Genomic DNA, 24,314 nt, shown 5'->3' with positions numbered 1-24,314 from the left:
CTCTGCGACTCTATTCATTCCGACGTCGGGACTCAGCGCCCCGCGCCAACCCCCCTGTCGGCCCATCTTGGCAGTTGCAATTTATCATCAGTGCTACCTCACGTGGAACTACCATGCCTGCGTATCGCCGTCGGCGAATGATGGGAAATGCAAGATCGTTAGCCGCTAGATTGAGCACGGCGCCCCATAGTCGCTGCAGGATGCCGAACGAGGAGCCCATCAACTGAGGCTCGCTAAAAAGGGCGATGACGTGATCGTCACGGATTCTTCCCTGGAAGGCAACAATTCGCGTGAGCCGGTGGAGGCCATCAGCATAGCGATCGACCTCTTGGCAGTTATCAATCAAATCGACGGGGACGCGCTGGACCACATCCCATGTCGAGGCAACGAGGATCTCAGACGACGTAACTTGAAATTGGGCATCCGGGCCGCAGTAGCCTGACACGAGGGCGAGCACCGCCACCAAAATGAGGTAGTTCACACCAGCAAGGACCACCGCGTTCAGAAGGTCTCCGGAGATTATAGCCAAGGCAGTCGGCAGAAGCGTTGCAACGCCAACCAATGCAACCCAACTGAGCACGCAGAAGTAGCTGATGCGACGCCCAGTGTCACTGCCTGCCATCACCATGACGTCTCCCACTTCAGGTCAAGCACGGCCGCCCTTCCCACTGTCGCGATCATGCCACAATCGTTCGTCGAGGTCGCCGATGTACTCCACACCCGCGCCGTCCGCGATGCGTCGGGCCTGTTCTTCAGCCGCTCGGAACGAACCCCATATGGCCCACCGGCTCAGTTCAATAAGTGGTACGACCTCGCCGTTCGAGAGCACCCCGGGTCCAACAGAACCAACCACACTTCCCGGATAGGTTGAGATTCCGGACGCGTCCACGTCAATGCACCTATTTCTGACAAGCCCGTGAAGGCGCACAGATCCCGCTCCGGACTGAATGACAACGCGAACGCAGAGCATCCGAGCCGGTGGCACAAAGGCAAGGCTGGCCGCCACCAAGAATGACCCAGTGTCTCCGAGGTACGCTGACAACCACAGCGCCAGCCATGATGAGCCGCAGAGGCATCCAGCAAGTAGTCAGATACTCAGATAGATATTGCGGGGCCAAGACCGAAGGGTTGTAGTACGATCCGTCACTTTCTCGTCACCAGACCCTGGCTCTGAAGCGCCGTCAGAGTTAACAACTTCGATCTATTAGTCGCGGCCGGTAGAGGACGCCTCATTGACCGCCGCCCGCAGAGCTATACATACACTTCTGACATATTCATAGTTTCCAACAGCTGCCGTCGGGATATCGCGCCTGTCGATCGTCCTAATCACCAGGCAGAACCTACCAGCAAGCGGGATCCGCGTCAGGGCGCTAGTGTCCATCTCTGGATAGATCCTCGCGATATTGGAAGTACTAATGCTTAGTCTCCTCCAAAACCATCTTGATATCCACAGTGTACCGTCCCGCGAGACCGCGACACCAACGAAGGGAATCCGAAATAGAGTCAAGCACCCGATCAAGGCCATTGCGGCCGAAAGCACCCGATCGGGGAGATTGTCGGCGTTCACGAACGCAGCGAAGCCCACCATTGCGGCGACGGCGCACATGATCGGTAATGTGCCGAATCCTCTCACATTGCGAAAGCGTCGGACGATCGACCGAGCGTCCCGACGCCGCCGTTGATTAAGGAGTTTAGAGTCCATAGATCCATGCCGTTCGGTTAGACGCTCTCGTCCTGTGTACCCGGCGTGGTCCCGCACCTTCTCCTGTCAACCAACGAGGTCACTACCTCACCCAGCCACTCTAAGGCGAATAATCCGAGCGCTGCGCCGAGAAATCTGTCGAGCAAGTTTGAGGATCCGACCAGAAGAACGTAGGAGATCGGAAACATCCCAATCGACCACAACAACCAAGTCCCCCACTCGGTGCCTCCCCAGGACCCCCGGGGCTGGAAAAACAAGGCGACCGCTCGGAGGACGAGATTCGAGCCGTTTTCCCAGTTTAGTCGGCGTCGCGCCCACCGTTCCCTGGTTCCCAGGATGAGGCGCCTACGGAACAGGCTCAGGACCATTTCGCCCAGCCCAGATTAATCATCTGGCGGAAGGACCTTCTGACCGCACTCGTCCGGTTGTATCTAAAGGTGTGCCTGAGGCTACAGACACGCCTGGGTGACGCATGGCGGTAGACCCTTGCGCTACGAACTGCCGGGTTTAGGGCGGCAGCAACATCGATCGCCGACGTCACGGGGTTGATCGGGTGTCGGGTCCGAACATCGCGAATCCCTTCGTCGGCGCACTGTCCTGGAACGACGCCGCCATATCCGCCGCGGTCATCGAGGACAGCATGATCGAGGACCCATTGGACGACCCCTTACTCACACACCCGCCTATCTCCGGCGAGAACAATGCCCAGCAGTCAACACCCTGGCAAGGGCCCCATGCCCACCAACCCGACGACACGCCGAGACATCCTTACACCGGCCGGAGTCATCGCGACCGAGCCAGGCGGCTGATCAGCGCAGTGTGACCTGGCGGCTCACCAAGCCGTTGCGGGCGCGCCGCTCGTCCGGCGTCAGCGAGTCGCTTACCCCGAGCGCCTGCTCGAACCGCTGCGCGACCTCCTTCATCGCGCTGTCGTATGCCGCCGGCTCGGCCGACGGGTCGACCTCCCACACCGGCACCAGCAGCCCGTAGGCGCGGAACGCGCCGAGCAGCCGTCCGTGGGCGCCTTCGCCCGAGCCGAGCCGATCGGTGCCGGCCGCGTGCAGCCTGGCCAGCGCGTCGGTGGCTCGGTCTTCGTGGGCCTCGAGGATCCACCGGATGTAGCAGCGTTCGCCGATCCGGCACCAATACGCGCCCGCCGTCGACAGCGCCGCGGTCGGCGCCACGGCCTCGTTGGCCCGGTCCATCGAGGCCCGCCCGGCTTCGTCCAGCTCCTGGTCGCCGATCCAGAAGTCGAAGCCGTCGTGCACGGTCACCTCGAGCGAGGTCGATGTGACGATGTCCTGCAGCCGCGGACTGTCCGCCGTCGCCGTAGGCGACGCGGTCAGCGGCTGCCCGGGCTCCAGCGCGACGACCGCGCGCACCGCCTCGGCCAGGTCACGGCTCGCATCCCCACTGGTGCTCCCGGTCTGCAGGGCCACGAACCGGGTGCCGTCCTCGCGGTGCAGCCCCGGCCAGGCCATCGGCAGCACGGTGGCGAGGGACACGTCATACGAACTCCCGTCGACCTCGACGGTGATCGGCGCAGTGCCCGCGGGCACGATCTCGCGCAACGCGACCCACTGCGCCTCGTCCGCGAGACCCTCGAACGGGCGGGCGGCATACGGCGCCGGCTTCGGTGCGGCGACCCCGGCGGCTTCGGCGTCCTTGCGCTTGCGACGTGCGGCTTTACCCATGCTGGAAGCCTAGATGTTCGCTCCAGGCGGAGGCGGCCCGGCCGAAGGACGGCCCGACCAGTTCACAGGCGGCGGCGGGAGGGTCCGCCCATGGCGGCCCACACGGTGGTGCGCCCGTCCTCGTCGGCGACCCCCCACTCGTGCGCGAGCGAGCGCACAATCCGCAGACCGCGGCCGCTCGCCGCCCAGGGCACCTGCGGCTTGGGCACCGGGTGGCGCTCGCCGCCGCCGTCGGACACTTCAAGCTCGATCCGCGGCGGGCGCACCTTCCAGTGCACCCGCACCGTGCCGTCGGGCAGCGGTCGGCCGTGCAGGATCGCGTTGGCGACCAGTTCGGACACGACGGTCTCGGTCTCCTCGATCACATCGGCCGGCACCTGCGAGCCCGCGAGGTCCTCGCGCACCGCCTGCCGGACCTCGGGGACCGACTCGGTCGTGAACGGCAGCCGGACCGTCCGGACCCACGAGTCGTGACTGTGCTCGTCCGCGCTCAACTCTTCGTCTCCCACTGTCGTATGCCGGGTGCTCGCCCACGCTAGGCCATCGGCGGCCGGTCCGCCTCCCTGCAGGGGCTGGTGAATCAGCGGGCGATGCCGTAAGCCGCGTCCACCGCGGCCCGCACCGCCGCCGGGCGGTTGCTGATGATCGCGTCGACGCCGAGCTCGAGGCACAACTCGATGTCCTCGGGTCGGTCGACGGTCCACACGTGCACCTGGTGACCCTGGTCGTGGTGGCGGGCCACGAAGTCCGGGTGCTTGCGCACGATCCCGACGCGCGGGCCGACGATCGACACATTGCGCGGCAGGCCGTCGCCGAACCGCCAGAAGGACGGCAACTCCACCAGCAGCACCCGCTCGACCTTCGGGGCGAGCACCGCGAACCGTTGCACTGCCCGGGTCGAGAACGACATCAGCCGCACCCGCAGCGCTCCCGGCTGGGGGTCCAGCAGATCGAACTCCTCCAGCACGGCGACCAGCCGGTCCTCCACCTCACCCGCCCAGCGCGTGGGGTGCTTGGTCTCGATCACCAGATCCATCGGCCGGCCCGCGGTCTGCACCGCCCGGATCAGGCCGCGCAGCGTGAGCAGCCGGGTCGAGTCGCGGTCGGGCTGCTCGACGTCGTCGCCGTGCAGGGCCTTCCACGAGCCGAAGTCCAGACCCTCGAGTTGCGCCAGCTCCAGCGCGGACACCGGGCCGCGCCCGTCGGAGGTGCGGTCCACCCGCCGGTCGTGCACGCACACCAGGTGCTTGTCGGCCGTCAGCCGCACATCGCACTCGACCCCGTCGGCACCGACCTCGATCGCGCGCTCGTAGGCCGCGAGGGTGTGCTCGGGCAGTGTCTCGGAGGCACCGCGGTGGGCGATCACCAGTGGAGGTCGTTGGGCCACGCCTCCATCGTCCTACAGTTCAGGCATGAACGCCGACAGCGAGGTCCTCTTCTCCACCGATGGCGCGCTCGGGCGGATCGTGCTCAATCGCCCCAAGGCCATCAACTCCCTCTCCCTAGCGATGGTCCGCGAGATCGACCGGCAACTGATCGAGTGGGCCGACGACGACCGGGTGCAAATCGTCTCGGTTGAGGGCGCCGGCGAGCGCGGACTGTGCGCCGGCGGCGACGTCGTCGCGGTGCGCCAGGAGATCCTCGACGGCGGTGACGGCCAGGACTTCTTCCGCGACGAATACGCGATGAACGCCCGGATGGCGCACTACCCCAAGCCGATCGTCGCCTTCCAGGACGGCATCGTGCTCGGCGGCGGTGTCGGCGTGTCGGCGCACTGCCGGGTGCGTCTGGTCACCGACCGCAGCAAGCTCGGCATGCCCGAGACGATCATCGGCTTCTTCGCCGACGTGGGCGCGATGCACCTGCTCACCCGTGCCCCAGGCGAGACCGGCACGCACCTCGCGCTCACCGGCTCGACGATCGACGCCGCCGACGCGGTGTATGCCGGGCTCTCCGACGGCGTCGCCACCTCCTCCTGGGAGGACTTGCTGGCCGGTATGGCGGCCGGTGAGCTCCCGGCATACGGCGCTCCGGACGGCCCGGGTTCGCTTGAAGCGCAACGGGATTGGATCGATGAGTGTTATGCCGGGGACGACCCGGTGGCGATCCTCGACCGGCTGCGCAACCACTCTGCGGAGGCGGCCCGCTCGGCGGCGGCGCTCATCGAACAGCGCTCACCGCTGTCGGTGGCGACTTCGCTGGCGGCACTGCGGCGCGCTGCGGGCAAAACCATCGACGAGGTGCTCGCCCAGGATGTGGTGCTGGCTCGCAACCTCAGCCACCAGCGCGATTTCGCCGAAGGTGTGCGCGCTCAGATCGTCGACAAGGACCGCTCGCCGAAGTGGTCACACCCGTCGGTGGCCGACGTCAGTCCCGGCGAGGTCTCGGCCATGTTCCAGCCCTGAGCTCGGCTTGTTTCGACCGCGGTCACGGTCCGCCCGGACGTAGCGGGTCGACGACACCGCCGATCGCTCGGGTCGCGCACGCGCCCGAGCGAACACCGCCTCCCGATCCGGCATGCGTCGGCAGAGCCAGCACTCCAGGTCATGTGACCATCATGCCCACTGTCGGAGTTAACCCGTGAGCAGCTCGGTGACCACGGTCGCGTCGTGGAAGTCGACATCGCCGGTCGGCAGGTGCTGCACCCGCTCGTGACCCTTGCCGGCGACGACGACCACGTCCCCCGGCCGCGCTAGTCCGAGCGCGGTGGCGATGGCATCGCGCCGGTCGAGCACGATCGTCGTGTCGGCGGGGTCGGCTCCGGCCATCACCTCGTCGGCGATCGCGGCCGGGTCCTCGTGATAGGCGTCGTCGGTGGTGATGATGTTGACATCGGCGAGCTCGGAGGCGACCCGGCCCATGAGGGGACGCTTCGCGGCATCGCGCGCACCGGCAGCGCCATACACGCAGATCAGCCTGCCGCCGTCGGTGACGACCTCGCGCGCGACCTCGAGCACGGCACGCAGCCCGATGTCGGTGTGCGCGTAGTCGACGACGACCTCGAACCCACGGTCCACCGCGGCCGGGATGCGCTCGAATCTGCCTGGCACCTGGGGCATTTCGGCGACAGCGTCGATCAGGGTGGCGGGCGGCATACCCATCTCGAGAGTGATCGCGGCCGCGCCGGCGACGTTGTGCACGTTGTAGTCACCGAGCAGCGGCATCCGCAGCGTGAGCGTCTCACCGGTCGGCCGAGTGAGGTCGAAGACCGTGCCGGTGCCCTCCCGCCGCACGTGCTCGATCCGGTATGCCGAACCCTCCCGCGCGCCGAAGGTCAACGTGCCGTCGATCTCGTCCGCCAGGCGTCGGCCCCACTCGTCGTCACCGTTGGCGAGCTTGGGCCCGGTGGTGCGTTCGAAGAGGGTGCGCTTGGCCAGGTAGTAGTCCTCCATCGACCCGTGCAGGTCGAGGTGGTCGCGGGTGAGGTTGGTGAAAAGCGCTGCGGCGTAATGGGTTCCGAGCACCCGGTGCAGGTGCAGGCCGTGCGAGCTGGTCTCCAGCACCACGTGGGTAACGCCGGCGTCGCGCATCCGGGCCAGATTGCCCTGCACGGTCGGCGCCTCACCCGTGGTGCGGATCGCCGGCTCGCGCTGGGTGCCGACCACGATCTCGGCGGTCGTCAGCAGGCCGGTGTGCTCCGCGCCGTAGGCCGTCGCCAGGATCGCGTGCAACACGTAGGAGCTCGTGGTCTTGCCGTTGGTGCCGGTCACGCCATACACCGTGAGATCGCGCGACGGGTCACCCGCGAAGGCAACAGCCAACTGCGCCAACGCAATTCGCGCATTCGGCACGACCGCGGTGGGCAGGTCGCCGACCGGTTCCTCGGCGACGATCAGCTGGGCGCCGGCCTCGATCGCCGCTGGTGCGTACTTCGCGCCGTCGCTGGTGAAGCCCTTGACCGCGACGAACACCCCACCGGGCACGACGTCCTGCGATGCGTTGGTGACAGCGACGAGCGGCCCCTCCACGGGTGGCACGTCGACCCCGAGGATCCGGGCGAGATCGGTGGTCTGCAGCTTCACCCGCCGGAGCCTATCCGCTGGCAGTCAGGACCATACGATCAGCGCGGCGAGCAGCACCGGCAGCGCGACCACCAGGACGGCCGCCACCACGGTCAGCGCGGCGAGCCCGGGGCGGGGCCGAGTCTGGGCGAGTTGGGCGAGCCTGGCCGACGCACCTTCTCCTGCTCCGAGGGCCGCCGGCGGAGTCGATCCATCGGCCAAGGCGACGAGCGCGCCGGCGACGGGCACCGCGCCGACCAGCTGCGCGGCACGGCGGTCGGCCATCAGTTCGATCAGCAGCCGCACCTCGACGAGCCCGGCATCTGATCGCAACCACCGCGGCACGACCGTGTGCAGCACCGTGAAGTACTCAAGCACCAGGTCGTGCCGCCACCGCAGGTGCGCGCGTTCGTGGGCGAGCACCGCCTCGACCTGAGTTGCGCTGAGCTGAGCCAGGGTGCTGTCGGTGAGGACGACCCGTTCGTGCCGGCCGGGGATGCAGTATGCCGTCGGCGTCGGGTGTTCGATCACCCTCACCTGCCGATCGTTTTCCTGTCCGAGGATGTCGAGCAGTTCAGCGTGGTTGCGGCGGGTGCGGCGCAGCGCCATGCCCGTGCGGTGGGCGTGCAGGAGAAGGCGACCGAGCACGAGAGCGGTCACTGCGAAGGCGATCGCGAAGAGCACCCGGTGCTGATGCGGATGCGGGATCTCGCGGCCGTTGCGCGCGATGAGGAGCAGCGCGAGCGGTGCGACCAGCAGACCCGACATGACCCCGGCGAAGGCGACGGCCTGCCACAGCAGCAGAGCCTGGCCCGGCACGCCGCGCAGCGCTGTCACCCGCGGCAGGAGTTGGGGCACGGCGGCGGCGAGCACCACGAAGGCCACGACCAGCAACGCGAGGAACACAGGATCCATGATCGCGCGGCCACCCGTTGGACCCGCCCGCTCGGGCGGTGACGAGTGCCCGCGGGGGCGGTGACGAGTGCCCGCTGGGGCGGTGATTACCCGCCGCTCGGGCGGTGATTACTGGCCGCTCGGCAGCGTGGGGTCGGCGTGGGCCCGCTCGACCGCCCGCAATCCCTCCTGCAGTCGGGCGACTTCGTCGGGTGAGGCGTCTCGCAGGAAGTGCAACAGCACGTCGGCCCGCGATTCGTCGCCGCCCCAGCCGGCCATGGTGTCGCGCAAGGCCTGCGCGGTGAGCTCCGAACGGGTCGCGGCCGCGGTGTAGGCCCAGGCGCGACCGTCGCGCACCCGGACGGCGAGGCCCTTCTTGGCGAGCCGGTCCGAGACGGTCATCACCGTCGTATACGCGCGGTCGCGGTCGTCGAGCTCGTCGAGGATCTCGCGCACGACGAGCGGTCGGTCGGCCGCCCAGAGCACCTCCATGATCGCCCGCTCGAGCTCACCGAGCGTGGTGCCGGCGGTGGGTCGCGTCATGAGCTTCCTCCGATCGAGCTGGGCAGCGGGGGCGCGGGCGAAGCGTCCAACGCTACGACCCGGTCGAAGGCCTCGGTCAGCACGGGCTGGTGGGACACCAGCACCACCGTGCGCCGATCCGCGGAGGCCATCAGATCGCCGAGCACCGCGGTCGCAGTCGGCCGGTCCAGGTGCGCGACCGGCTCGTCCAGCAGCACCACCGGGCGGCCCGACACCAGCGCCCGCGCAATGCCGAACCGCGCCCGCTCGCCACCGGACAACCCGCGCACACCGGTGCCGAGCTGCGTGTCCAAGCCATCGGGCAGCCCCGCCAGCCACCGACCGAGCCCGGCGTGCACGAGCGCAGCATCCAGCTCACGATCGGTCGCATCCGGTTGAGCGAGAAGGAGATTCGCCCGCACGGTCCCGTTGAACAGATGGGGATCATCGTCGACCACCGCCATCAGATCCCGTATGCCGGCCAGGCTCACCGTCCGCACGTCCCGCCCGTCGACCTCATAACGGCCGGCTGACGGGTCGAGCTGGCGCGCCAGCAGTGCCAACAGCGTGGACTTGCCGCTGCCGTTGGCACCGGTGACGAGCACCTTCTCTCCCGGCGCCAGGGTCAGCGTGGTCGGCGGGAGGTGCTCCGCCGCGCCGGTCCAGGAGGCAGTCGCGTCCACCAGCCGCAGGGTCGGCGCTGCCGGGGTGAGGCGTTCGCGGGCCACATCGGCCACAGCGGGCTCCTGGTCGACCAGACCCACCAGTCGACGGCGCGCCACCCGGGCTCGCACCAGCGCACCGACCGCGTCCGGGACCAGCCCCAGCACGTCACCGAGGGCCAGCGGCAGGAAAACGAGCAAGGCGGCGACCGGCGCCGCGAGCGCACCGGCACCCAGCGGCCCGCTGACGGCATACGCCATGACGCCGACGCCCAGGCCGGTGAGCAGCAGCGAACCACCCAGACCCACCGCGCGACCGAGGACCTGCCTGCGGGCCGCGCGCTCCGCCGCTGCCTGCGCCTCGGCGAGCTGCCGCGCCAGATCGTCGACAGCGTGGATGGCTTGCAGTTCAACGGTATTCGCGGCATACAAATGCGCGATCCGCTGCACCTCGCCCCGCGCTGCGAGCACGTCGCGTTGGCCGCGGCGTTCGAGCGCTCCATCGACGACACCCAGCGCCACGGCGCACAGAGCGAGCACGGCGACGACCGCCCCGGCCACGGGCAGCAGCACGAAGGCCACCACGATGGCGAGGACCGACGCGACCAGGGTCGCGATGAGCGGCACCAGGCTGCGCACCTGCACATCGACCTCGTCGTCCAGGTCGCGCACGACACCGGTCAGCAGGTCCGCGCGACGTCGCCGGCCGAGCCGGGCCGGCGTGAGCGGAATCAGCGAGCGGTAGGTCTCCGTGCGTCGCTCGGCCAGGTCGCGCAAGGCGCCGTCGTGCGAGATCACCCGCTCCCAGTAGCGGAAAACCGGCCGGCCGATGCCGAAAGTCCGCACACCGACGACTGCCGTCAGCAGGGTGAGGATGACCGGGCGGGTGCTCGCCTGCACGATCAGCCAGCCCGAGGTGGCGGTGAGGAAGACGCCGCATGCAACCGCGATACCGCCGAGGACTCCGGCCGGCACGATCCGGCGCGCGGGCTGCAACAGCGGCTTCATGCGGGCACTCGCTCGGTCAGCGGCCACTGCGCGTCGGCGAGAGCGGCGAGCTCGGGGTCGTGGGTCACCGCGACGACCGGCCGGGTGCGAGCCAGGTCCCGTATGACGGACCGCACCTGTCTCGCGGAGGCCGGGTCGAGGTGCGCCGTGGGTTCGTCGAGCAGCACGACCGCCGCGTCGGACAGCATCGCGCGGGTGAGGCCGAGGCGGGCTCGTTGACCAGCGGACAGGCCAAACCCATTGTCTCCCAACAGGGTTGCTGTCCCATCGGGAAGCCCGGCGATCACCCGGTCGAGTCCGGTGGCGGCACACGCCGCCGCGATCTGAGCCGGGCTGGCACCGGTGCCGAGCGCGAGGTTGTCGGCGACGGTGGCCGGCAGCACGAAGGGCGTCTGCGTGACCAGGTGGGTCCGAGGCACCTCCGCGGCGCCGGCGGTCGGCGTCCGCAGCCCCGCCAGCAGTTCGAGCAGCGTCGTCTTGCCGCACCCCGAGGGGCCGGTCACGACGGTCAGCCCGGGGCGGACGGCATACGAAATCCCTTGCAGCACATCGACATTGGCTCCGGGATAGCGGTAGCTCAGGTCGCGCACGGACATGGACTCGCGTCCAGCGAAGCAGGCGGGCGGCACGTCGGCGAGCAGCGCGTCGATCGCCTCCGCCCCGTCGGCCGCCGCGTGGAACTCCTGCCCCACCCGACGGATCGGCCAGTAGGCCTCCGGCGCCAGCAGGATCGCGGTGAGGGCCACCTGCAGGTCGAGGTTGCCCCACGCCAGCCGCATGCCGGTCCAGACCGCCACGATCGCGACAGAGATGGTCGCGAGCAGCTCCAGCGCAGCCGAGGAGAGGAAGGCGATCTTGAGCGTGCGCACGGTGGCGATGCGATGCCGATCGCCAACTGCCGCAACCTGATCGGCCTGCTTCTCGGCCCGGCCGTAGGACACCAGCGTCGGCAGACCGCGCATCACGTCGAGGAAGTGGCCGGCGAGCCGGGTCTGCGTCGCCCACCGCCGCTGGGTCGCCTCTTGGGTATGCCGTCCGATGAGCGCGGCGAAGACCGGCAGCAGGGGCACGGTCGCCACCACGATCAGCGCCGAGCTCCAGTCGACGACGAGCAGGGTGACGATCGCCAGGGGCGGCACCACGGCTGCGGCGACGAGCGCTGGGAGGTAGCGAGCGACATACGGCTCGACCGACGAGGCTCCGTGGGTGGAGATGGTCAGCATGCGCTCGGGTGCCGGACGGTCGTCGGCTGTCGCGCGGGACCAGCGCCCAAGGATCCGCTCGCGCAGCACACCGGCTACGCGCGCGCCCGCCCACGTGGCGGTGACTTCCGTTGTGGCAGAGAGGATTCCGCGAACGGCGAGGATGGTCGCCACGGTCACGGCCGGCGCCCACAACGACCCTCCGCCGACCAGCGCGGTCACCAGCCAGGCGATCGCGAAGGCCTGCCCGATCGCGGCCACGCCCGCCGCGGCACCCAGCAGGCCGAGCGCGGCGACCGGTGCCCGCGTCTGCGGCAGCTCGCGCACCAGGCGCGGGTCGAACGGGCGCATCAGGCCGGCACCTGCTCCTCCGCAGCGAGCGGGTCGTGCGCGGCCGGGATGTGCTCGACGGCGAGCCGCCGCCGGAAGACCCAGTAGTTCCAGGCGCTGTAAAGCAGCGTGATCGGCACGAAGACCAGTGCCGTCCACGACATGATCTGCAGCGTCAGGTGCGTGCTGGCGGCGTTGTGGACGGTGAGGCTGAACCGCTCGGCCGTGCTGCTGGTCATCAGGTTGGGGAAGAGCGCGAGGAAGTAGGTCGACAGCGTCATCACCCAGGTCAGGGTCGAGCCGATGAAGGCCCAACCCTCCCGCCCGATGGCATTTGCCGCGAGCGCCCCGACGAGGCCGATCACGGCCAGCACGGTGGTGACCCACGACGCGGCCGTGCCCGTCGTGATGTCGAACCACAACAGCAGCACCAACGCGAAAACCGTTGCCACCACACCGAATCGGGTCGCTAGCCGACGAGCGCCCTGCCGGATCTCGCCGGCCGTCTTGAGCGCGATGAAGTGCATGCCGTGCGCCAGCGACAGACCGACGAAGACCAGACCGCCGAGCAGCGCCAGCGGGTTGAGCAGGGTCAGCAGGGTGCCGGTGAACAGGAAGTCGCCGTTGGCGTTCTGGGTGATCGGGACGCCGACGACCATGTTGGTCAGACCGATGCCGAGCAGCAGCGGGGGCAGCAGCGACCCGGCGACGATGCAGATGTCCCAGCCGCGACGCCAGCGCGGGCTGGTGCGCTTGTGCCGGTATTCGAAGCCCATATTGCGCAGGATCAGCGCAATCAGGATCGCGAAGAAGGCGAGGTAGAAGCCCGAGAAGAGCGTGCCGTACCACGCGGGGAAGGCCGCGAACATTGCGCCGGCCGCGGTGATCAGCCACACCTCGTTGCCGTCCCAGAAGGGGCCGATCGTGTTGAGCAGCACGCGCTTGCGCTTCTCACTGTCGTCGGCGTCCTGGCCCCGGCCGAGGAAGGGAAGCGACATACCGACGCCGAAGTCGAAGCCCTCGAGGACGAAATATCCGGTCCACAGGGCAGCGATGACGACGAACCACAGGGTTTCGAGACTCATTGCGACACAGTCCTTTTCGCGAAATCAGTAGGCGAACTGCAGTTCGTCGTCGGACTCGACCATCCGCGGTTCCTCGAAGGGCTCAGCACCCTTGCGCGTGTAGTCGAGGAAGAGCTTGACCTCGATCACGGCCAGCACGGCATACAGCAGCGTGAAGCCGATCATCGAGAAGAGCACCTGGCCGGTCGTCGAGGACGGCGACACTCCACTGGAGGTGGTGATCACCCCGTAGACGAGCCACGGCTGACGGCCGACCTCGGTGAAGATCCAGCCGAAGCTCTGCCCGAAGACCGTGAGCAGCGGCGTGACCACCGCGAGTGGTGTCCACCAGCGTGAGGTCGGTGTGCGGCCCTTGCGGGTCGCCCAGAGGGTGAGCGCCGCAAAGAAGGCGGCCGCCATACCCGCTCCGATCATGAAGCGGAAGTTCCAGTAGGTCATCCAGATCGTCGGGGTGAGCTGGTCCGGGCTCACATACTGCTCCGGTATGCCGTCCGCTTTGGCTTGCGCTTGCAGCTGTCCGGGCAGCGTGCGCTTGAGGTCGTTGATGCCGTCGACCTTGCCGTTGACCGAGCCGGTGGCGAGGAAGGACAGCACGCATGGCACCTTCACCGCGAACTTCTGACTCTGCCCGTCCGGGGTGCCGACGGTGAAGATCGAGAAGGCGGCGCAACGGTTCTGGGTGTCGTAAAGCGCTTCTGCCGCAGCCATTTTCATCGGCTGGACGTCGGTCATGATCTTGCCCTGTGCGTCGCCAGTGACCGCGACACCGAGACCGCCGACGAGGGTGACGATGGCACCGATGCGGGTCGCCTTGCGGTACATCCCGCGGTCCGGATCCTTGCTGCGCATCTGCTGGTAGAGCGCGACGCCCATGATGACCGCGCCGCCGACCATGTAGGACGCGGTGATGACATGCGGGAAGGTCACCAGCTGCACCTTGTTGGTCAGCACCGCCATGAAGTCGGTCAGCTCGGCGCGGTTCTTCTGCGGGTTGTAGCGCCAGCCGACCGGGTTTTGCATGAACGAGTTGGCGCTCAGGATGAAGTAGGCCGACAGGACGGTGCCGATGTGCACGATCCAGATCGTCATCGCGTGCAGCTTCTCCGGCAGCCGCCCCCAGCCGAAGATCCACAGGCCGAGGAAGGTCGACTCGAGGAAGAACGCGAGCAGCGCCTCGAAGGCCAGCGGCGCGCCGAAGATGTCACCGACGAACCGGCTGTAGGCCGACCAGTTCATCCCGAACTGGAACTCCTGCACGATGCCGGTCACCAGGCCGAGCGCGAAGTTGATCGTGAAGAGCTTGCCGAAGAACTTCGCCAGTCGCAGCATCTCCGGGTCGCGCTTGACCACCCAGCGCGTGTGGAAATAGGCGACGATCGCCGACATACCGATCGTGATCGGCACGAAGAGGAAGTGGTAGACGGTCGTGATGGCGAACTGCCATCGCGCCAGGTCCAGAGTGTTCACCGCGGGACTCCTGTATGCCGAGGTCGGGTCGCCTCTCGCGGCCCGCATCCGACAGTACTACTCCTCGTAGTACTACGCACCCTCGGAGCCCATCGCCGGTTGAGCGCGCGCCCCGCCGGTTGAGCGCCCCTTCTCGTTGGTTGAGCAAGCGAGCGAGGAACGAGCGAGCGCGTCTTCTCGTTGGTTGAGCAAGCGAGCGACGAAGGAGCGAGCGCGTCGAAACCCGCCCCCGCTCGTTGGTTGAGCAAGCGAGCGAGGAACGAGCGAGCGCGTCGAAACCCGCCCCTGCCACACTCAACCCATGCCCTGGCCGCTCCCCCTCACTTCGCACGCGTGGGACCCGGACCGCCCGGGCCACCGTGAGGGCCAGCAGTCCGCGGCGCGTCTGGCTCCCGAGCTCGCCGACGCGTGGGGCCTGCGCCGCGATGGCGACGCGATCGCCGGCCAGCTCGGCGTCGTCTGGCCGGTGCGCGACGCGGCCGGGCGAGCCCTGGTCCTGAAAATCGGCGACCCTCCCCAGATCGCCGCCGAGGCCCTCGCTCTTTCGGTATGGCGTCCGCGTGGCACCGCCGTCGAACTCGTAGCCTCCGACGCGACGCGCGGCGCGATGTTGTTGGAGCGCCTCGACCCGGCGCGCGACCTGGAGCACCATCCCGACGCCGACGAGGCGACGGCGATCATCGGCGACCTGCTGGCTCGCTCGCGCAGCGCGGCGCCGACCGAGGTCCCGCGGATCGCACCGGAGCTCGAACGCATCGCCGAGTCCATCCGCAAGCACCGGGACGAGACACCGGGGCTGCTGCCTGAGCCGGCCGTGGACCGAGCACTGGCCACCCTCGCCGACGCCGTGGACATCACCGACACCTGGCTGCTGCACCACGACGCGCACTACCTCAACGTGCTGCACACCCTGCCCGGCACCGACCCCGGCTGGCGGCTGATCGACCCGTTGCCGTATGCCGGCCCGGTGGAGTTCGAGCCGATTGCCATGCTGCGCAATAGGTTTGCCGATGTCGCCGACGATCCGGAGCGTGGGCTTCGACGCCGGCTGGACATCCTGGTCGAGGTGATGGACCTGGACCGAGCGCTCGCCGTCGATCTGGCTCAGGCGGTTGCGGTGGACAACCTGCTCTGGCTGCTGCCCCGCCTGCCGGACCATTTCGCGGTGCCGCCCTATTCCGTGCTCGCGCACTGGTGACGCCGGTGGGCGGCATACCCAGCGTCCGCAGAACTGCACCACCCCTGCCGCGAAACTGCGGACGCAAGGGCACGCCCCCTGCCCAGCGTCCGCAGAACTGCACCACCCCTGCCGCGCAACTGCGGACAGAGCCGGGGAGACTTTGAGCCATGACCCAGCCGTTCATCACCGTGTTCTGCGCGTCCCGCCCGGGCAACAACCCGCAGTGGCAGCAGGCGGCATACGACACCGGAAAAACCCTGGCAGACAACGGCTTTGGCGTCGTTTACGGCGGCGGAGGCGGCGGCTCGATGGGCGCTCTCGCCCAGGGCGCACTCGACGCGGGCGGCGAGGTCATCGGCGTCATACCTCAATCGATGATCGACCGGGAGTGGGGGCGGCACGACCTCACCCGGCTGGAAGTCGTCGAGACCATGCACGAACGCAAAGCCCGTATGGCGCAGCTCGGCGATGCCTTCCTCGTGCTGCCCGGCGGCATCGGCACGCTGGAGGAGTTCTTCGAGGTGTGGACCTGGCGCACCCTCGGCTACCTGCCGCATCGGGTCGGCGTGCTCGATGTGGGTGGCTTCTGGCAGCCGATGCTGGCAATGCTGCAGCGGATGGTCGACGGCGAATTGGTCTCGGCCGACACCTTCGCCGACCTCATCGTGACGACCGACGCTGCGGCATACCTCGACGCGACGGGACTGCGCGGGCGCTGAGGCCGCCCTCGCGGGCCGATTTCCGTCGCGACTGGTGAGCCGGGCACTCTGGAGGCGGTTCGGGCGTTGCAGGCAGTGAACCCCTCCACACCACGCCCACCGGGAAGGACCGATGGACGTCCCCGTCTATGTCTGGCTGTTGACCGTCGCCGCGATCGTCGGCCTGCTGCTCTTCGACTTCTTCTTCCACGTCCGCCAGGCACACGAGCCGACGCTGCGTGAGTCCGCGATCTGGTCGGCGCTGTATGTCGGCGTCGCCGTCGTCTTCGGCATCGGCCTCTGGCTGGTGACCCGTGGCACCTACGGCAATGAGTTCGGCACCGAATATTTCGCCGGTTATCTCACCGAGAAGGCGTTGTCGGTCGACAACCTCTTCGTCTTCCTGGTGATCATGACGAGCTTCGCCGTGCCGCGGAAGTATCAGCAGAAGGTGCTGCTCGTCGGCATCGTCATCGCCCTGCTGGCACGCACCATCTTCGTCTTCATCGGTGCTGCGCTGATCAACCAATTCGCTTGGATCTTCTACGTTTTCGGCCTAATCCTGCTGCTCACCGCGGGTCACATGCTCAAACCCGAGGGCACCGACCAGCACACCGGCGACAACATCATCGCCCGGATGGCGCGGCGGTTCTTCAACGCGACCGACGAGTATGACGGCGACAAGCTCTTCACCCGCGTCGCCGGCCGGCGGGTGATGACGCCGATGCTGCTGGTGATGATCATCATCGGCGGCACCGACATCCTCTTCGCGCTCGATGCGATCCCGGCGATCTACGGCCTGACCGAAGAGCCCTACATCGTCTTCACCGCGACGGCGTTCTCACTGCTGGGCCTGCGCCAGCTCTATTTCCTCATCGACGAGTTGCTCGACCGGTTGGTCTACCTGAGCTACGGCCTGGCGGTCGTGCTCGGCGTGATCGGCGTCAAGCTGCTGCTGCACGCGCTGAAGCAGAACACCGTGCCGTTCATCAACGACGGCAAACCGGTCAAGCTCATCGAGATCTCCACCGGTGCATCTCTGGGCATCATTGTCGGCGTGCTCACCATCACTGTCATCGCCTCGCTGATCAAGTCCCGCGGCACCGCGGCCCGCTCCGATGCGTGAGCGGCTGGCCTGGACGAATGTCGTCCCGGTCGTCGCGCTCGTTGCTCTTGCCCTCACGTGGGGCCGCAACCTCGGCACGATCCCCGTCATCCTCGTTGCGGTGCTGCTCGGCGGCGCCGTGCTCGCCGCGGTGCACCACGCCGAGGTCGTCGCTCATCGCGTCGGCGAACCCTTCGGCTCGCTCGTGCTCGCGGTGGCGGTCACCATCATCGAGGTGGCGCTGATCGTCACCTTGATGGTGAGCGGCGGCAAGGACACCGCCACGCTCGCCCGCGACACCGTGTTCGCCGCGGTGATGATCACGGTGAACGGCATCGCCGGCCTGTCAATCCTGTTGTCCTCACAACGGTTTGGCTTCAGCCACTTCAACCCTGAGGGCACCGGCGGCGCGCTCGCGACGGTCGCTGCACTGGCCGGCACCTGCCTGGTGTTGCCGACCTTCACCACCGGCGCGCCCGGGCCGCAGTTCACCGGGGCTCAGCTGACCTTCGCCGCGCTGGCCTCGCTCGTGCTCTACGGCCTCTTCGTCGTCACCCAAACGGTGCGGCACCGCGACTTCTTCCTACCGGTCGACGCGAGTGGCGACGTCATCGCCGAGGACTCACACGCCGAGCCGCCGTCGGGCCGGGCTGCGCTGGCGAGCCTTGGCCTGCTGCTCGTGTCCCTGGTGGCCGTCGTCGGGCTGGCCAAGATCGAGTCGCCGGCGATCGAGCGCGGTGTGGCGGCGCTCGGTTTCCCGGCGTCCTTCGTCGGCGTGATCATTGCCTTGCTGGTGCTCGCCCCGGAGACGCTCGCCGCCGCACGGGCCGCCACCCGCGGCCGGGTGCAGACCAGCCTCAACCTGGCCTACGGCTCGGCCATGGCGAGCATCGGCCTGACCATCCCCGCCCTGGCGTTGGCGTCGCTCTGGTTGGACGGACCGCTCGAACTCGGCCTGGGCTCAACGCAATTGGTGTTGCTCGCGCTCAGCGTCGTGGTCAGCGTCCTCACCGTGGTGCCGGGCCGCGCAACCCGCCTGCAAGGTGGCGTCCACCTGGTGCTGCTCGGTTCGTTCGTCTTCCTCGCGATCAACCCGTGATTGCCTCGCTGCCCCGCCACCCGGCATACTCGATTGGTCGGTCGCGCCGGGGGAGGCGCCGCCCGACTTAGGGGGAATCATGCACGTCATCACACGCACCACCGCCGCCGTCGCCCTCAGTGGCTCGCTCGTCGCCGCGGCCGGCGCCGCATCAGCGGAGACGCTGTGGACGCACCGATCGGCGGTCTACCCGACCATCGCCGCGTGCGTCTCGACCCGGGCCGGGGTGATCGATCGGGTCACCTCGGGCGGCGGGACCATCAGGTATGCCGGAAGCTGTTACGGCAGCGCCTCGCAGTGGAGCTACGGCTCGGTCCGTTATCTGGCGCCACGCGCGCTGCTGCCCGGGGACTCGTGAGGTTCACGCCTTATTCGTGACGACCTGACCGGCGACGGGTAGGCGCAGCGGCAGGCGAAGCGCGAGCAGCCCGGCCGCCGCGGCGACGGCGATCAGCGCCAGCCACACGCTCGGGCGGTTGAACTGCAGCAGCAGGCCGAAACCACCCGGTGCGATGACACTAGCGAGGTTCCAGGTCAACTGATAGACCGACAGGTAGCGGCCGCGCTCGGCCTCGGGGCGACTCTCGACCGCGATCGCGCTGAGCACCGGCCCGCACATGACCTCGCCGACGGTATAAACGGCGACGCCGACAAGCACCGTCCCCACCGCGATGACCTCGGCCGGTGCGCTCGCCACGGCCAGGAGGCCGAAGCCGACGATGAAGGCGACGTAGCCGGCGGCCGTGACTCTCGCGCGCACGTGACCGCGCATGGCGGCGACCGCCGGGCCCTGACCGAACCCCACCAGCACGGTGTTGACCGTGTAGATCGCGCCGGCCGTCCAGCCGGGCAGTCCCAGCACCGACACGGCATAAACCGGCATCGCGTAGACGAGGGCGAGCGAGCAGACGGCATACGCCAGGTTGTTGACGAGCAGCGGGCGATAGTCCTTGTCCCGCAAGGCAATTGCCCAATGCGTCGGCTCGTGGGTCGGCTTGGGCCGGCGGACCCGCTCACGGCTGAGCATGGCGAACGCGACGGCGTAGGAGACGGCGTTGACGATCACGATCGCGTGGAATGCCGTGGGTGTGCCGATGGTGACGACCAGACCGGACGCGATCCCGCCGACCGCGAAGCCGACATTGCGCAGCGCGCCCAGGAAGCCGAACCACATCTCGCGCTCACCCGGGCGAGAGAGCGCCGCGACCGTTGGCGAGAACGAACCCCAGAACAGCGCCTGCCCGAGGCTGGCCACGGTCGTCGCGACGACGATCCCGGTGAAACCGTGCACGAACGGATAGCCGAGGTAGACGAGGGCCTGAACGGCGTTGGCGGACAACAAGATTGGTCGCGGTCCGAAGGTGTCGACCAAGAGCCCGGTCACGAAGGTCATCGGTATGGCGATCGCAGCGGCAATGCTCAACGCGAGTCCGACACGGCCGACACCGACCGAGGTGGTGGCGAGAAAATAGAGCATCGCGACCGGGGCGAAGACCCCGGTGCCCACCGCGTCGATGGCCATTGCAGTGACGAAGAACCGATTGCGGCCGACGGGCGGGATCCCAAGACGCTGACGCACAGGCGCAAGCTTGACAGTTCAAGTCCACCTGAGGTCAAACCGGTTTCCCCGCCCCCAAGCCGCCACGACTTCGTTCCGAGCGGTGACCTATCACCGGGCGAGCGGCGGGGTTTGGTCCGACGAGTGTCCCGCTAATCCGGCATCTTCGGCGGCCGCGCTGACCACGCTCGGACGTTCTGCCCGACCTCGTCGTAGAACCACTTCGTCACGTCACCGATCGAGGTGACCAACCCGCCAGTGCCGACGGATCGCTTTGCCCCCATGGGCATTTCGAGCGTGACGATGAACCCGCGAATGTCGCCGTCTCCGGCTGGCACCAGAGTCGTCGGCTCGGCGCGGGCGCTCTTGAGCAGTGCCGCAGTGGAATCACGCCTCGACCCGGCGAGGACTGTCTCCACTCGGATGCCGTCTCGTGCGTCGACCAACTGCCGCAACAGCCAGTTGACGCGGGTCAGCTGGCGCCCTTCCCGCGGAGCCGGGATCGTCATCGAGCACGCCACGCGTTCGACGCGAAGGTCCGCGCCGACGTACATCGATTCGAGCGCGCCAGGAACTCTCAACGCGCCGAAGAGTTTCGCCGAGTCGGTCAGTTGCTGCCGCCTGCTGGTCTGATCCTGCATATCGCGCGGGCGAGCCGATTGAACTTCGACCCCCAGCAAGCACGACAACTCGATGGCAGCCTTGCGGACGGCCTGGTCGAAGCGATCGCAAACCTCGATCACTCCCCTGTCATTGGGCCGCGCGGTCCCGCTGCGCACGGCGTCGCGCGTCGCCGGCCAGAACTTTCCCATGTCTTCGAAGCCGCGAAGACCAGCCCGCTCCGAATCGAGGTAGCGCTCGAACTCCTCCAAAACCAACCGTTGGGTCGGGTCACTGACGGCGCCGCGGTGCTGCAGCAAGGCGGCACTCATTCGCAGCTCGTCCCACGACACGTGGAAGAGGTCGACCTTGCGCAGCTTTCGCTTGTCCACCATCACTGGATGGACACCTTCCGGTCCCGGCAACTGGTTGCTGATCGTGATAACCGCATCAAAGCTCTGCGCCCGGGCGATCTCCACGTAGGTCGAAACCTGTTCGTCCTCAAGGTCATTCGTCCCGGTCTTAACTTCGACAAGGGCACGCCAAGTGCGCTTACCCCGGGTCACCTCGACGAGTCCATCCGGCCGGTATGGCAACTCGTCGTGACCGAACGGGACTTCGACGTACGCCGTGATCGGCCCGGTCGGGGCACCGCAGGGACGGAGCCAACTGAGTCCGAAGTCGCGCACCACGGAGGAAACACTCAGCAGGATCGAGGTCGCGCGCTGTTCGCGTTCGGCTGAGCCTCCGATGCCGGCGGTCGGAAAGAGACGTGCTGGCCGGAGGTCCGCGGTGCCCTCCGGCAGAGTCTTGCGCCACGCGGCAGGCATCTTCGGAGGTCGTCGATCACGCTGCACCGAAACGGATTTCGCCTTGACGGGCTCGGGCACCTCGGATCGCTGCGCGTCCGATGTTTCGGCCGGAGTGTCTGTAGCGACTTCGACTCCGAACGCCCGAGCGACCGCCTCCAGCCCGTCCGAGTAGCCCTGTCCGACTGCCCGGAATCGCCAATCGCCGCGCCTGCGATAGAACTCACCGAAGATGAGTGCCCGCTCGGTGGTGAGCTCCGAGATTCGGAAGTGTCCGAGCGCATCGCCGTTGCTCCGTTGGATACGCACCTGAATCATCGGCGACTCGGCGAAGCTGGCGGCGCCAGGATCTGTACTGCCGACCACCACCACTCGGGTGACGTGATCCGGCAGTTCGTCGAGAGCGACGGTGATGAAGTCGGAGGTCGTCGGCGGGTCGACAGATCGGAGCTTCTCGCGAAGCTGCACCGCACCGTCATATGCAGCCCGCTGGTTGTAGAAGACGAAGTCCTCGTTGCCGCGGACCCGACCGTCTTCACCGACCAGCAGCACACTGACGTCCGCCTCGATCGGATCACTGGATGCCGAGTCCTGCGCATCCAGAACCAGCGTGAGTGCCTCCAGCTCGGCGTCCTCGTCGCGGAGCGAGATATTCGCCCCTCTGACGAGTGCCACCCCTTGCCCCTGTTCCTCTCCCATCGGCCTAGTGAACCACCGCGAGATGCTCTCTGCGGCGCGATGCGACTCACCCGAGTGGGAGTTCGGCGATGGTCTCGTACCGAGGACGTCCCTTCGGTCCTTCGCGCAGATGGGAGGCGATCAGCTCGATCCGGTCGACGCGCCACTGCGGCGAGCGATAGGTGTCGAGCACCTGGATCCATTTGCGCGCGTCCATCGGCCGGCGAAGCCGGGCCAAGGTCAGGTGTGGCACGAACGCCTTGCCGTCCGGAGTCGCGCCAACCGAATTGCAGGCGCCGCGCACCGAGGAGGCGAGCGGTGACAGCGGGCCATCGATGCCGAGCCAGAGCACCACAGCAGACAAGACATCCGGGAAGGTTCCCGCGCCTCCCAGTGAGGTGTCGAACGCCTTGTGCCGCAACGCAACCCGGCCCAACGCCTCGATGAGCTCGTCCTCGCGGTGCACCGGCGCCGCCGGGCAGAACGCCAAGGTGACATGCCACTGCTCGGGCGCGATCCACGGCATACCGGCTCGGGGCTGGAGGAACTCGCTGAGGTCCTCCACGACCTCCCGCGGCGGAACCACCCCTACGAACATCCGTTGCGTCGCCACCATGGGTCCATCATGAACTCATGACGATGCACGCCGACGACTACCAAGCCCTCCGCGGACGTTACAACTCGATGATCTACCGCCGCTGTGGCGACAGCGGCCTCGACTTGCCGGCCATCTCGCTCGGCCTATGGCACAACTTCGGCGACGATGTGCCGTTGGATCGCCAGCGGGTAGTGCTGCGCCGGGCGTTCGACCTGGGCGTCACGCACTTCGACCTGGCCAACAACTACGGGCCGCCCTACGGCAGCGCTGAGCGCAACTTCGGCACCATCTTCGCTCAGGACTTCAAGCGGTACCGGGACGAGCTGATCATCTCGAGCAAGGCCGGATACGACATGTGGCCCGGCCCCTATGGTCAGGGTGGCGGCTCCCGCAAGTACCTGATCAGCAGCCTGGACCAGTCGCTCCAGCGGCTCGGGCTGGAGTATGTCGACATCTTCTACAGCCACCGATTCGACGAGACAACACCCCTCGAGGAGACGATGGGTGCACTGGATTCCATTGTGCGCCAAGGAAAAGCGCTGTATGTCGGGATCTCCTCCTACAGCGGCGCTCGCACCCAGGAGGCCGTGGAGATTCTGCGCTCGATGGGCACCCCGCTGCTCATCCACCAGCCGTCCTACTCGATGCTCAACCGCTGGGTCGAGGAAGACCTGCTCGCTGTGCTCAACGCCGAGGGTGTCGGCTGCATCGCCTTCTCGCCGCTGGCGCAGGGCATGCTCACCGACAAATACCTCAAGGGCATCCCCGCGGGATCCCGTGCGTCCCAAGGCAAATCGCTCGACCCGAAGCTGCTCAGCGATGACGCGCTCAAGCACATCCGGGCGCTCAACCGGATCGCTAAGAAGCGCGGCCAGACACTTGCACAGATGGCACTGGCCTGGATCCTCCGTGACGAGCGGGTGACCTCCGCTCTCATCGGCGCCTCCAGCGTCGAGCAGCTCGAGAACTCACTCGGTGCCCTGGACAACCTGACGTTCACCGATGAGGAGCTCGCCGCGATCGACAAGCACGCGGTCGACTCCGACATCGACCTCTGGCGTCGGTCCCGTCGCGCCTGACCCCGGCGCGTCACCGTCAACCAGCGACCGCGACACGCCGAGGGACGCCCGATCCCCGGCGCGTCACCGTCAACCAGCGACCGCGACACGCCGAGGGACGCCCGATCCCCGGCGCGTCAGCGTCAACCAGCGACCGCGACACGCCGAGGGACGCCCGATCCCCGGCGCGTCAGCGTCAACCAGCGACCGCGACACGCCGAGGGACGCCCGATCCCCGGCGCGTCAGCGTCAACCAGCGACCGCGACACGCCGAGGGACGCCCGATCCCCGGCGCGTTAGCGTCAACCAGCGACCGCGACGCGCCGAGGAATACCCCATCCCCGGCGCGTCAGCGTCAACCAGC

At 67.8% G+C, this 24,314-nt stretch carries 21 protein-coding genes and 1 pseudogene; 7 read left to right on the top strand and 15 right to left on the bottom strand.

Translation table 11 applies throughout. From position 1 onward, the window contains the following. Positions 1-10: 10 nt before the first annotated feature. The 5 genes from G9U51_RS15745 to G9U51_RS15725 form a co-directional block, all read right to left on the bottom strand. Positions 11-628, bottom strand: coding sequence for a hypothetical protein (locus G9U51_RS15745; protein ID WP_166198289.1), 618 nt, complete (start codon positions 626-628; stop codon positions 11-13). 1,611 nt (positions 629-2,239) lie between these two features. Continuing rightward, positions 2,240-2,377, bottom strand: coding sequence for a hypothetical protein (locus G9U51_RS15740; RefSeq protein ID WP_166198287.1), 138 nt, complete (start codon positions 2,375-2,377; stop codon positions 2,240-2,242). Between the two features lie 134 nt (positions 2,378-2,511). Beyond that, complete coding sequence (locus tag G9U51_RS15735) at positions 2,512-3,396, bottom strand: DUF5926 family protein (RefSeq protein ID WP_166198285.1); 885 nt, start codon at positions 3,394-3,396, stop codon at positions 2,512-2,514. 62 nt (positions 3,397-3,458) lie between these two features. Beyond that, the gene (locus tag G9U51_RS15730) at positions 3,459-3,890 is read right to left on the bottom strand and encodes an ATP-binding protein (RefSeq protein ID WP_166198283.1); all 432 of its coding nucleotides are present in this window, start codon (positions 3,888-3,890) and stop codon (positions 3,459-3,461) included. 86 nt (positions 3,891-3,976) lie between these two features. Next, positions 3,977-4,783, bottom strand: coding sequence for a glycerophosphodiester phosphodiesterase (locus G9U51_RS15725; RefSeq protein ID WP_217361289.1), 807 nt, complete (start codon positions 4,781-4,783; stop codon positions 3,977-3,979). 25 nt (positions 4,784-4,808) lie between these two features. Here G9U51_RS15725 and G9U51_RS15720 point away from each other — a divergent pair, with 25 nt between their 5' ends. Further along, positions 4,809-5,801 (top strand): 3-hydroxyisobutyryl-CoA hydrolase, encoded by a 993-nt coding sequence (locus G9U51_RS15720; protein ID WP_166198281.1) that lies wholly within the window; start codon positions 4,809-4,811, stop codon positions 5,799-5,801. A gap of 168 nt (positions 5,802-5,969) precedes the next feature. Here the strand turns inward: G9U51_RS15720 and G9U51_RS15715 are convergent, their stop codons facing one another. The 7 genes from G9U51_RS15715 to G9U51_RS15685 all read right to left on the bottom strand — a co-directional run bounded on the left by G9U51_RS15715 (position 5,970) and on the right by G9U51_RS15685 (position 14,567). Continuing rightward, positions 5,970-7,418 carry a UDP-N-acetylmuramoyl-L-alanyl-D-glutamate--2,6-diaminopimelate ligase gene (locus G9U51_RS15715; RefSeq protein ID WP_166198279.1) on the bottom strand — a complete coding sequence of 483 codons (1,449 nt, stop codon included), beginning with the start codon at positions 7,416-7,418 and terminating at the stop codon, positions 5,970-5,972. Between the two features lie 24 nt (positions 7,419-7,442). Then, a complete protein-coding gene (locus G9U51_RS15710; RefSeq protein ID WP_166198277.1) occupies positions 7,443-8,312 on the bottom strand; it encodes a M56 family metallopeptidase in 870 nt (289 codons plus the stop codon). A gap of 108 nt (positions 8,313-8,420) precedes the next feature. Beyond that, positions 8,421-8,834 (bottom strand): BlaI/MecI/CopY family transcriptional regulator, encoded by a 414-nt coding sequence (locus G9U51_RS15705; RefSeq protein ID WP_166198275.1) that lies wholly within the window; start codon positions 8,832-8,834, stop codon positions 8,421-8,423. Beyond that, on the bottom strand, positions 8,831-10,483 hold the full coding sequence (gene cydC, locus G9U51_RS15700; protein WP_166198273.1) for a thiol reductant ABC exporter subunit CydC: 1,653 nt from the start codon (positions 10,481-10,483) through the stop codon (positions 8,831-8,833). The genes G9U51_RS15705 and cydC overlap by 4 nt, the downstream gene beginning before the upstream one ends. Beyond that, positions 10,480-12,036: a thiol reductant ABC exporter subunit CydD gene (gene cydD, locus G9U51_RS15695; RefSeq protein WP_166198271.1), complete on the bottom strand. Its 1,557-nt coding sequence runs from the start codon at positions 12,034-12,036 to the stop codon at positions 10,480-10,482. The genes cydC and cydD overlap by 4 nt, the downstream gene beginning before the upstream one ends. Further along, the gene (gene cydB, locus G9U51_RS15690) at positions 12,036-13,100 is read right to left on the bottom strand and encodes a cytochrome d ubiquinol oxidase subunit II (RefSeq protein ID WP_166198269.1); all 1,065 of its coding nucleotides are present in this window, start codon (positions 13,098-13,100) and stop codon (positions 12,036-12,038) included. Before cydB ends, cydD begins: the two co-directional genes overlap by 1 nt. A gap of 24 nt (positions 13,101-13,124) precedes the next feature. Next, the gene (locus tag G9U51_RS15685; RefSeq protein ID WP_166198267.1) at positions 13,125-14,567 is read right to left on the bottom strand and encodes a cytochrome ubiquinol oxidase subunit I; all 1,443 of its coding nucleotides are present in this window, start codon (positions 14,565-14,567) and stop codon (positions 13,125-13,127) included. A gap of 301 nt (positions 14,568-14,868) precedes the next feature. On the opposite strand from G9U51_RS15685, the gene G9U51_RS15680 reads away from it, so the two are divergent. The 5 genes and pseudogenes from G9U51_RS15680 (at position 14,869) to G9U51_RS15660 (ending at position 19,007) form a co-directional block, all read left to right on the top strand. Beyond that, positions 14,869-15,765, top strand: coding sequence for an aminoglycoside phosphotransferase family protein (locus tag G9U51_RS15680; RefSeq protein WP_166198265.1), 897 nt, complete (start codon positions 14,869-14,871; stop codon positions 15,763-15,765). A gap of 149 nt (positions 15,766-15,914) precedes the next feature. After that, a complete protein-coding gene (locus tag G9U51_RS15675) occupies positions 15,915-16,466 on the top strand; it encodes an LOG family protein (protein ID WP_166198263.1) in 552 nt (183 codons plus the stop codon). Positions 16,467-16,578: 112 nt separating this feature from the next. Continuing rightward, positions 16,579-17,553 (top strand): annotated as a pseudogene (locus G9U51_RS15670) (TerC family protein); the annotation flags it as partial. A 10-nt stretch (positions 17,554-17,563) separates the two neighbouring features. Next, the gene (locus G9U51_RS15665; protein WP_166198259.1) at positions 17,564-18,649 is read left to right on the top strand and encodes a calcium:proton antiporter; all 1,086 of its coding nucleotides are present in this window, start codon (positions 17,564-17,566) and stop codon (positions 18,647-18,649) included. Between the two features lie 79 nt (positions 18,650-18,728). Further along, positions 18,729-19,007 carry a hypothetical protein gene (locus tag G9U51_RS15660; RefSeq protein WP_166198257.1) on the top strand — a complete coding sequence of 93 codons (279 nt, stop codon included), beginning with the start codon at positions 18,729-18,731 and terminating at the stop codon, positions 19,005-19,007. A gap of 3 nt (positions 19,008-19,010) precedes the next feature. Here the strand turns inward: G9U51_RS15660 and G9U51_RS15655 are convergent, their stop codons facing one another. The 3 genes from G9U51_RS15655 to thpR all read right to left on the bottom strand — a co-directional run bounded on the left by G9U51_RS15655 (position 19,011) and on the right by thpR (position 22,910). Beyond that, a complete protein-coding gene (locus tag G9U51_RS15655) occupies positions 19,011-20,228 on the bottom strand; it encodes an MFS transporter (RefSeq protein WP_166198255.1) in 1,218 nt (405 codons plus the stop codon). A 131-nt stretch (positions 20,229-20,359) separates the two neighbouring features. Then, the gene (locus G9U51_RS15650; protein WP_166198253.1) at positions 20,360-22,315 is read right to left on the bottom strand and encodes a TerD family protein; all 1,956 of its coding nucleotides are present in this window, start codon (positions 22,313-22,315) and stop codon (positions 20,360-20,362) included. Between the two features lie 46 nt (positions 22,316-22,361). Further along, positions 22,362-22,910 carry an RNA 2',3'-cyclic phosphodiesterase gene (gene thpR / locus G9U51_RS15645; RefSeq protein WP_166198251.1) on the bottom strand — a complete coding sequence of 183 codons (549 nt, stop codon included), beginning with the start codon at positions 22,908-22,910 and terminating at the stop codon, positions 22,362-22,364. A gap of 17 nt (positions 22,911-22,927) precedes the next feature. Between thpR and mgrA the strand changes: the two genes are divergently transcribed. Then, a complete protein-coding gene (gene mgrA / locus G9U51_RS15640; protein WP_166198249.1) occupies positions 22,928-23,971 on the top strand; it encodes an L-glyceraldehyde 3-phosphate reductase in 1,044 nt (347 codons plus the stop codon). The last annotated feature ends 343 nt before the right edge of the window (positions 23,972-24,314 follow it).

It is taken from the genome of Metallococcus carri, from assembly GCF_011440275.1.
GTDB lineage: Bacteria > Actinomycetota > Actinomycetes > Actinomycetales > Dermatophilaceae > Metallococcus > Metallococcus carri.
This window is presented reverse-complemented; position numbering and strand designations above follow the sequence as displayed.

Excerpts from the sequence above, each read along its gene's own strand:
- G9U51_RS15735 (WP_166198285.1), bottom strand. The coding sequence starts at position 3,396 with ATGGGTAAAGCCGCACGTCGCAAGCGCAAGGACGCCGAAGCCGCCGGG.
- mgrA (WP_166198249.1), top strand. The coding sequence starts at position 22,928 with ATGACGATGCACGCCGACGACTACCAAGCCCTCCGCGGACGTTACAAC.
- G9U51_RS15710 (WP_166198277.1), bottom strand. The coding sequence starts at position 8,312 with ATGGATCCTGTGTTCCTCGCGTTGCTGGTCGTGGCCTTCGTGGTGCTC.
- cydC (WP_166198273.1), bottom strand. The coding sequence starts at position 10,483 with ATGAAGCCGCTGTTGCAGCCCGCGCGCCGGATCGTGCCGGCCGGAGTC.
- thpR (WP_166198251.1), bottom strand. The coding sequence starts at position 22,910 with ATGGTGGCGACGCAACGGATGTTCGTAGGGGTGGTTCCGCCGCGGGAG.
- G9U51_RS15675 (WP_166198263.1), top strand. The coding sequence starts at position 15,915 with ATGACCCAGCCGTTCATCACCGTGTTCTGCGCGTCCCGCCCGGGCAAC.
- G9U51_RS15705 (WP_166198275.1), bottom strand. The coding sequence starts at position 8,834 with ATGACGCGACCCACCGCCGGCACCACGCTCGGTGAGCTCGAGCGGGCG.
- cydB (WP_166198269.1), bottom strand. The coding sequence starts at position 13,100 with ATGAGTCTCGAAACCCTGTGGTTCGTCGTCATCGCTGCCCTGTGGACC.
- G9U51_RS15720 (WP_166198281.1), top strand. The coding sequence starts at position 4,809 with ATGAACGCCGACAGCGAGGTCCTCTTCTCCACCGATGGCGCGCTCGGG.
- G9U51_RS15680 (WP_166198265.1), top strand. The coding sequence starts at position 14,869 with ATGCCCTGGCCGCTCCCCCTCACTTCGCACGCGTGGGACCCGGACCGC.
- G9U51_RS15665 (WP_166198259.1), top strand. The coding sequence starts at position 17,564 with ATGCGTGAGCGGCTGGCCTGGACGAATGTCGTCCCGGTCGTCGCGCTC.
- G9U51_RS15650 (WP_166198253.1), bottom strand. The coding sequence starts at position 22,315 with ATGGGAGAGGAACAGGGGCAAGGGGTGGCACTCGTCAGAGGGGCGAAT.
- cydD (WP_166198271.1), bottom strand. The coding sequence starts at position 12,036 with ATGCGCCCGTTCGACCCGCGCCTGGTGCGCGAGCTGCCGCAGACGCGG.
- G9U51_RS15660 (WP_166198257.1), top strand. The coding sequence starts at position 18,729 with ATGCACGTCATCACACGCACCACCGCCGCCGTCGCCCTCAGTGGCTCG.
- G9U51_RS15745 (WP_166198289.1), bottom strand. The coding sequence starts at position 628 with ATGGTGATGGCAGGCAGTGACACTGGGCGTCGCATCAGCTACTTCTGC.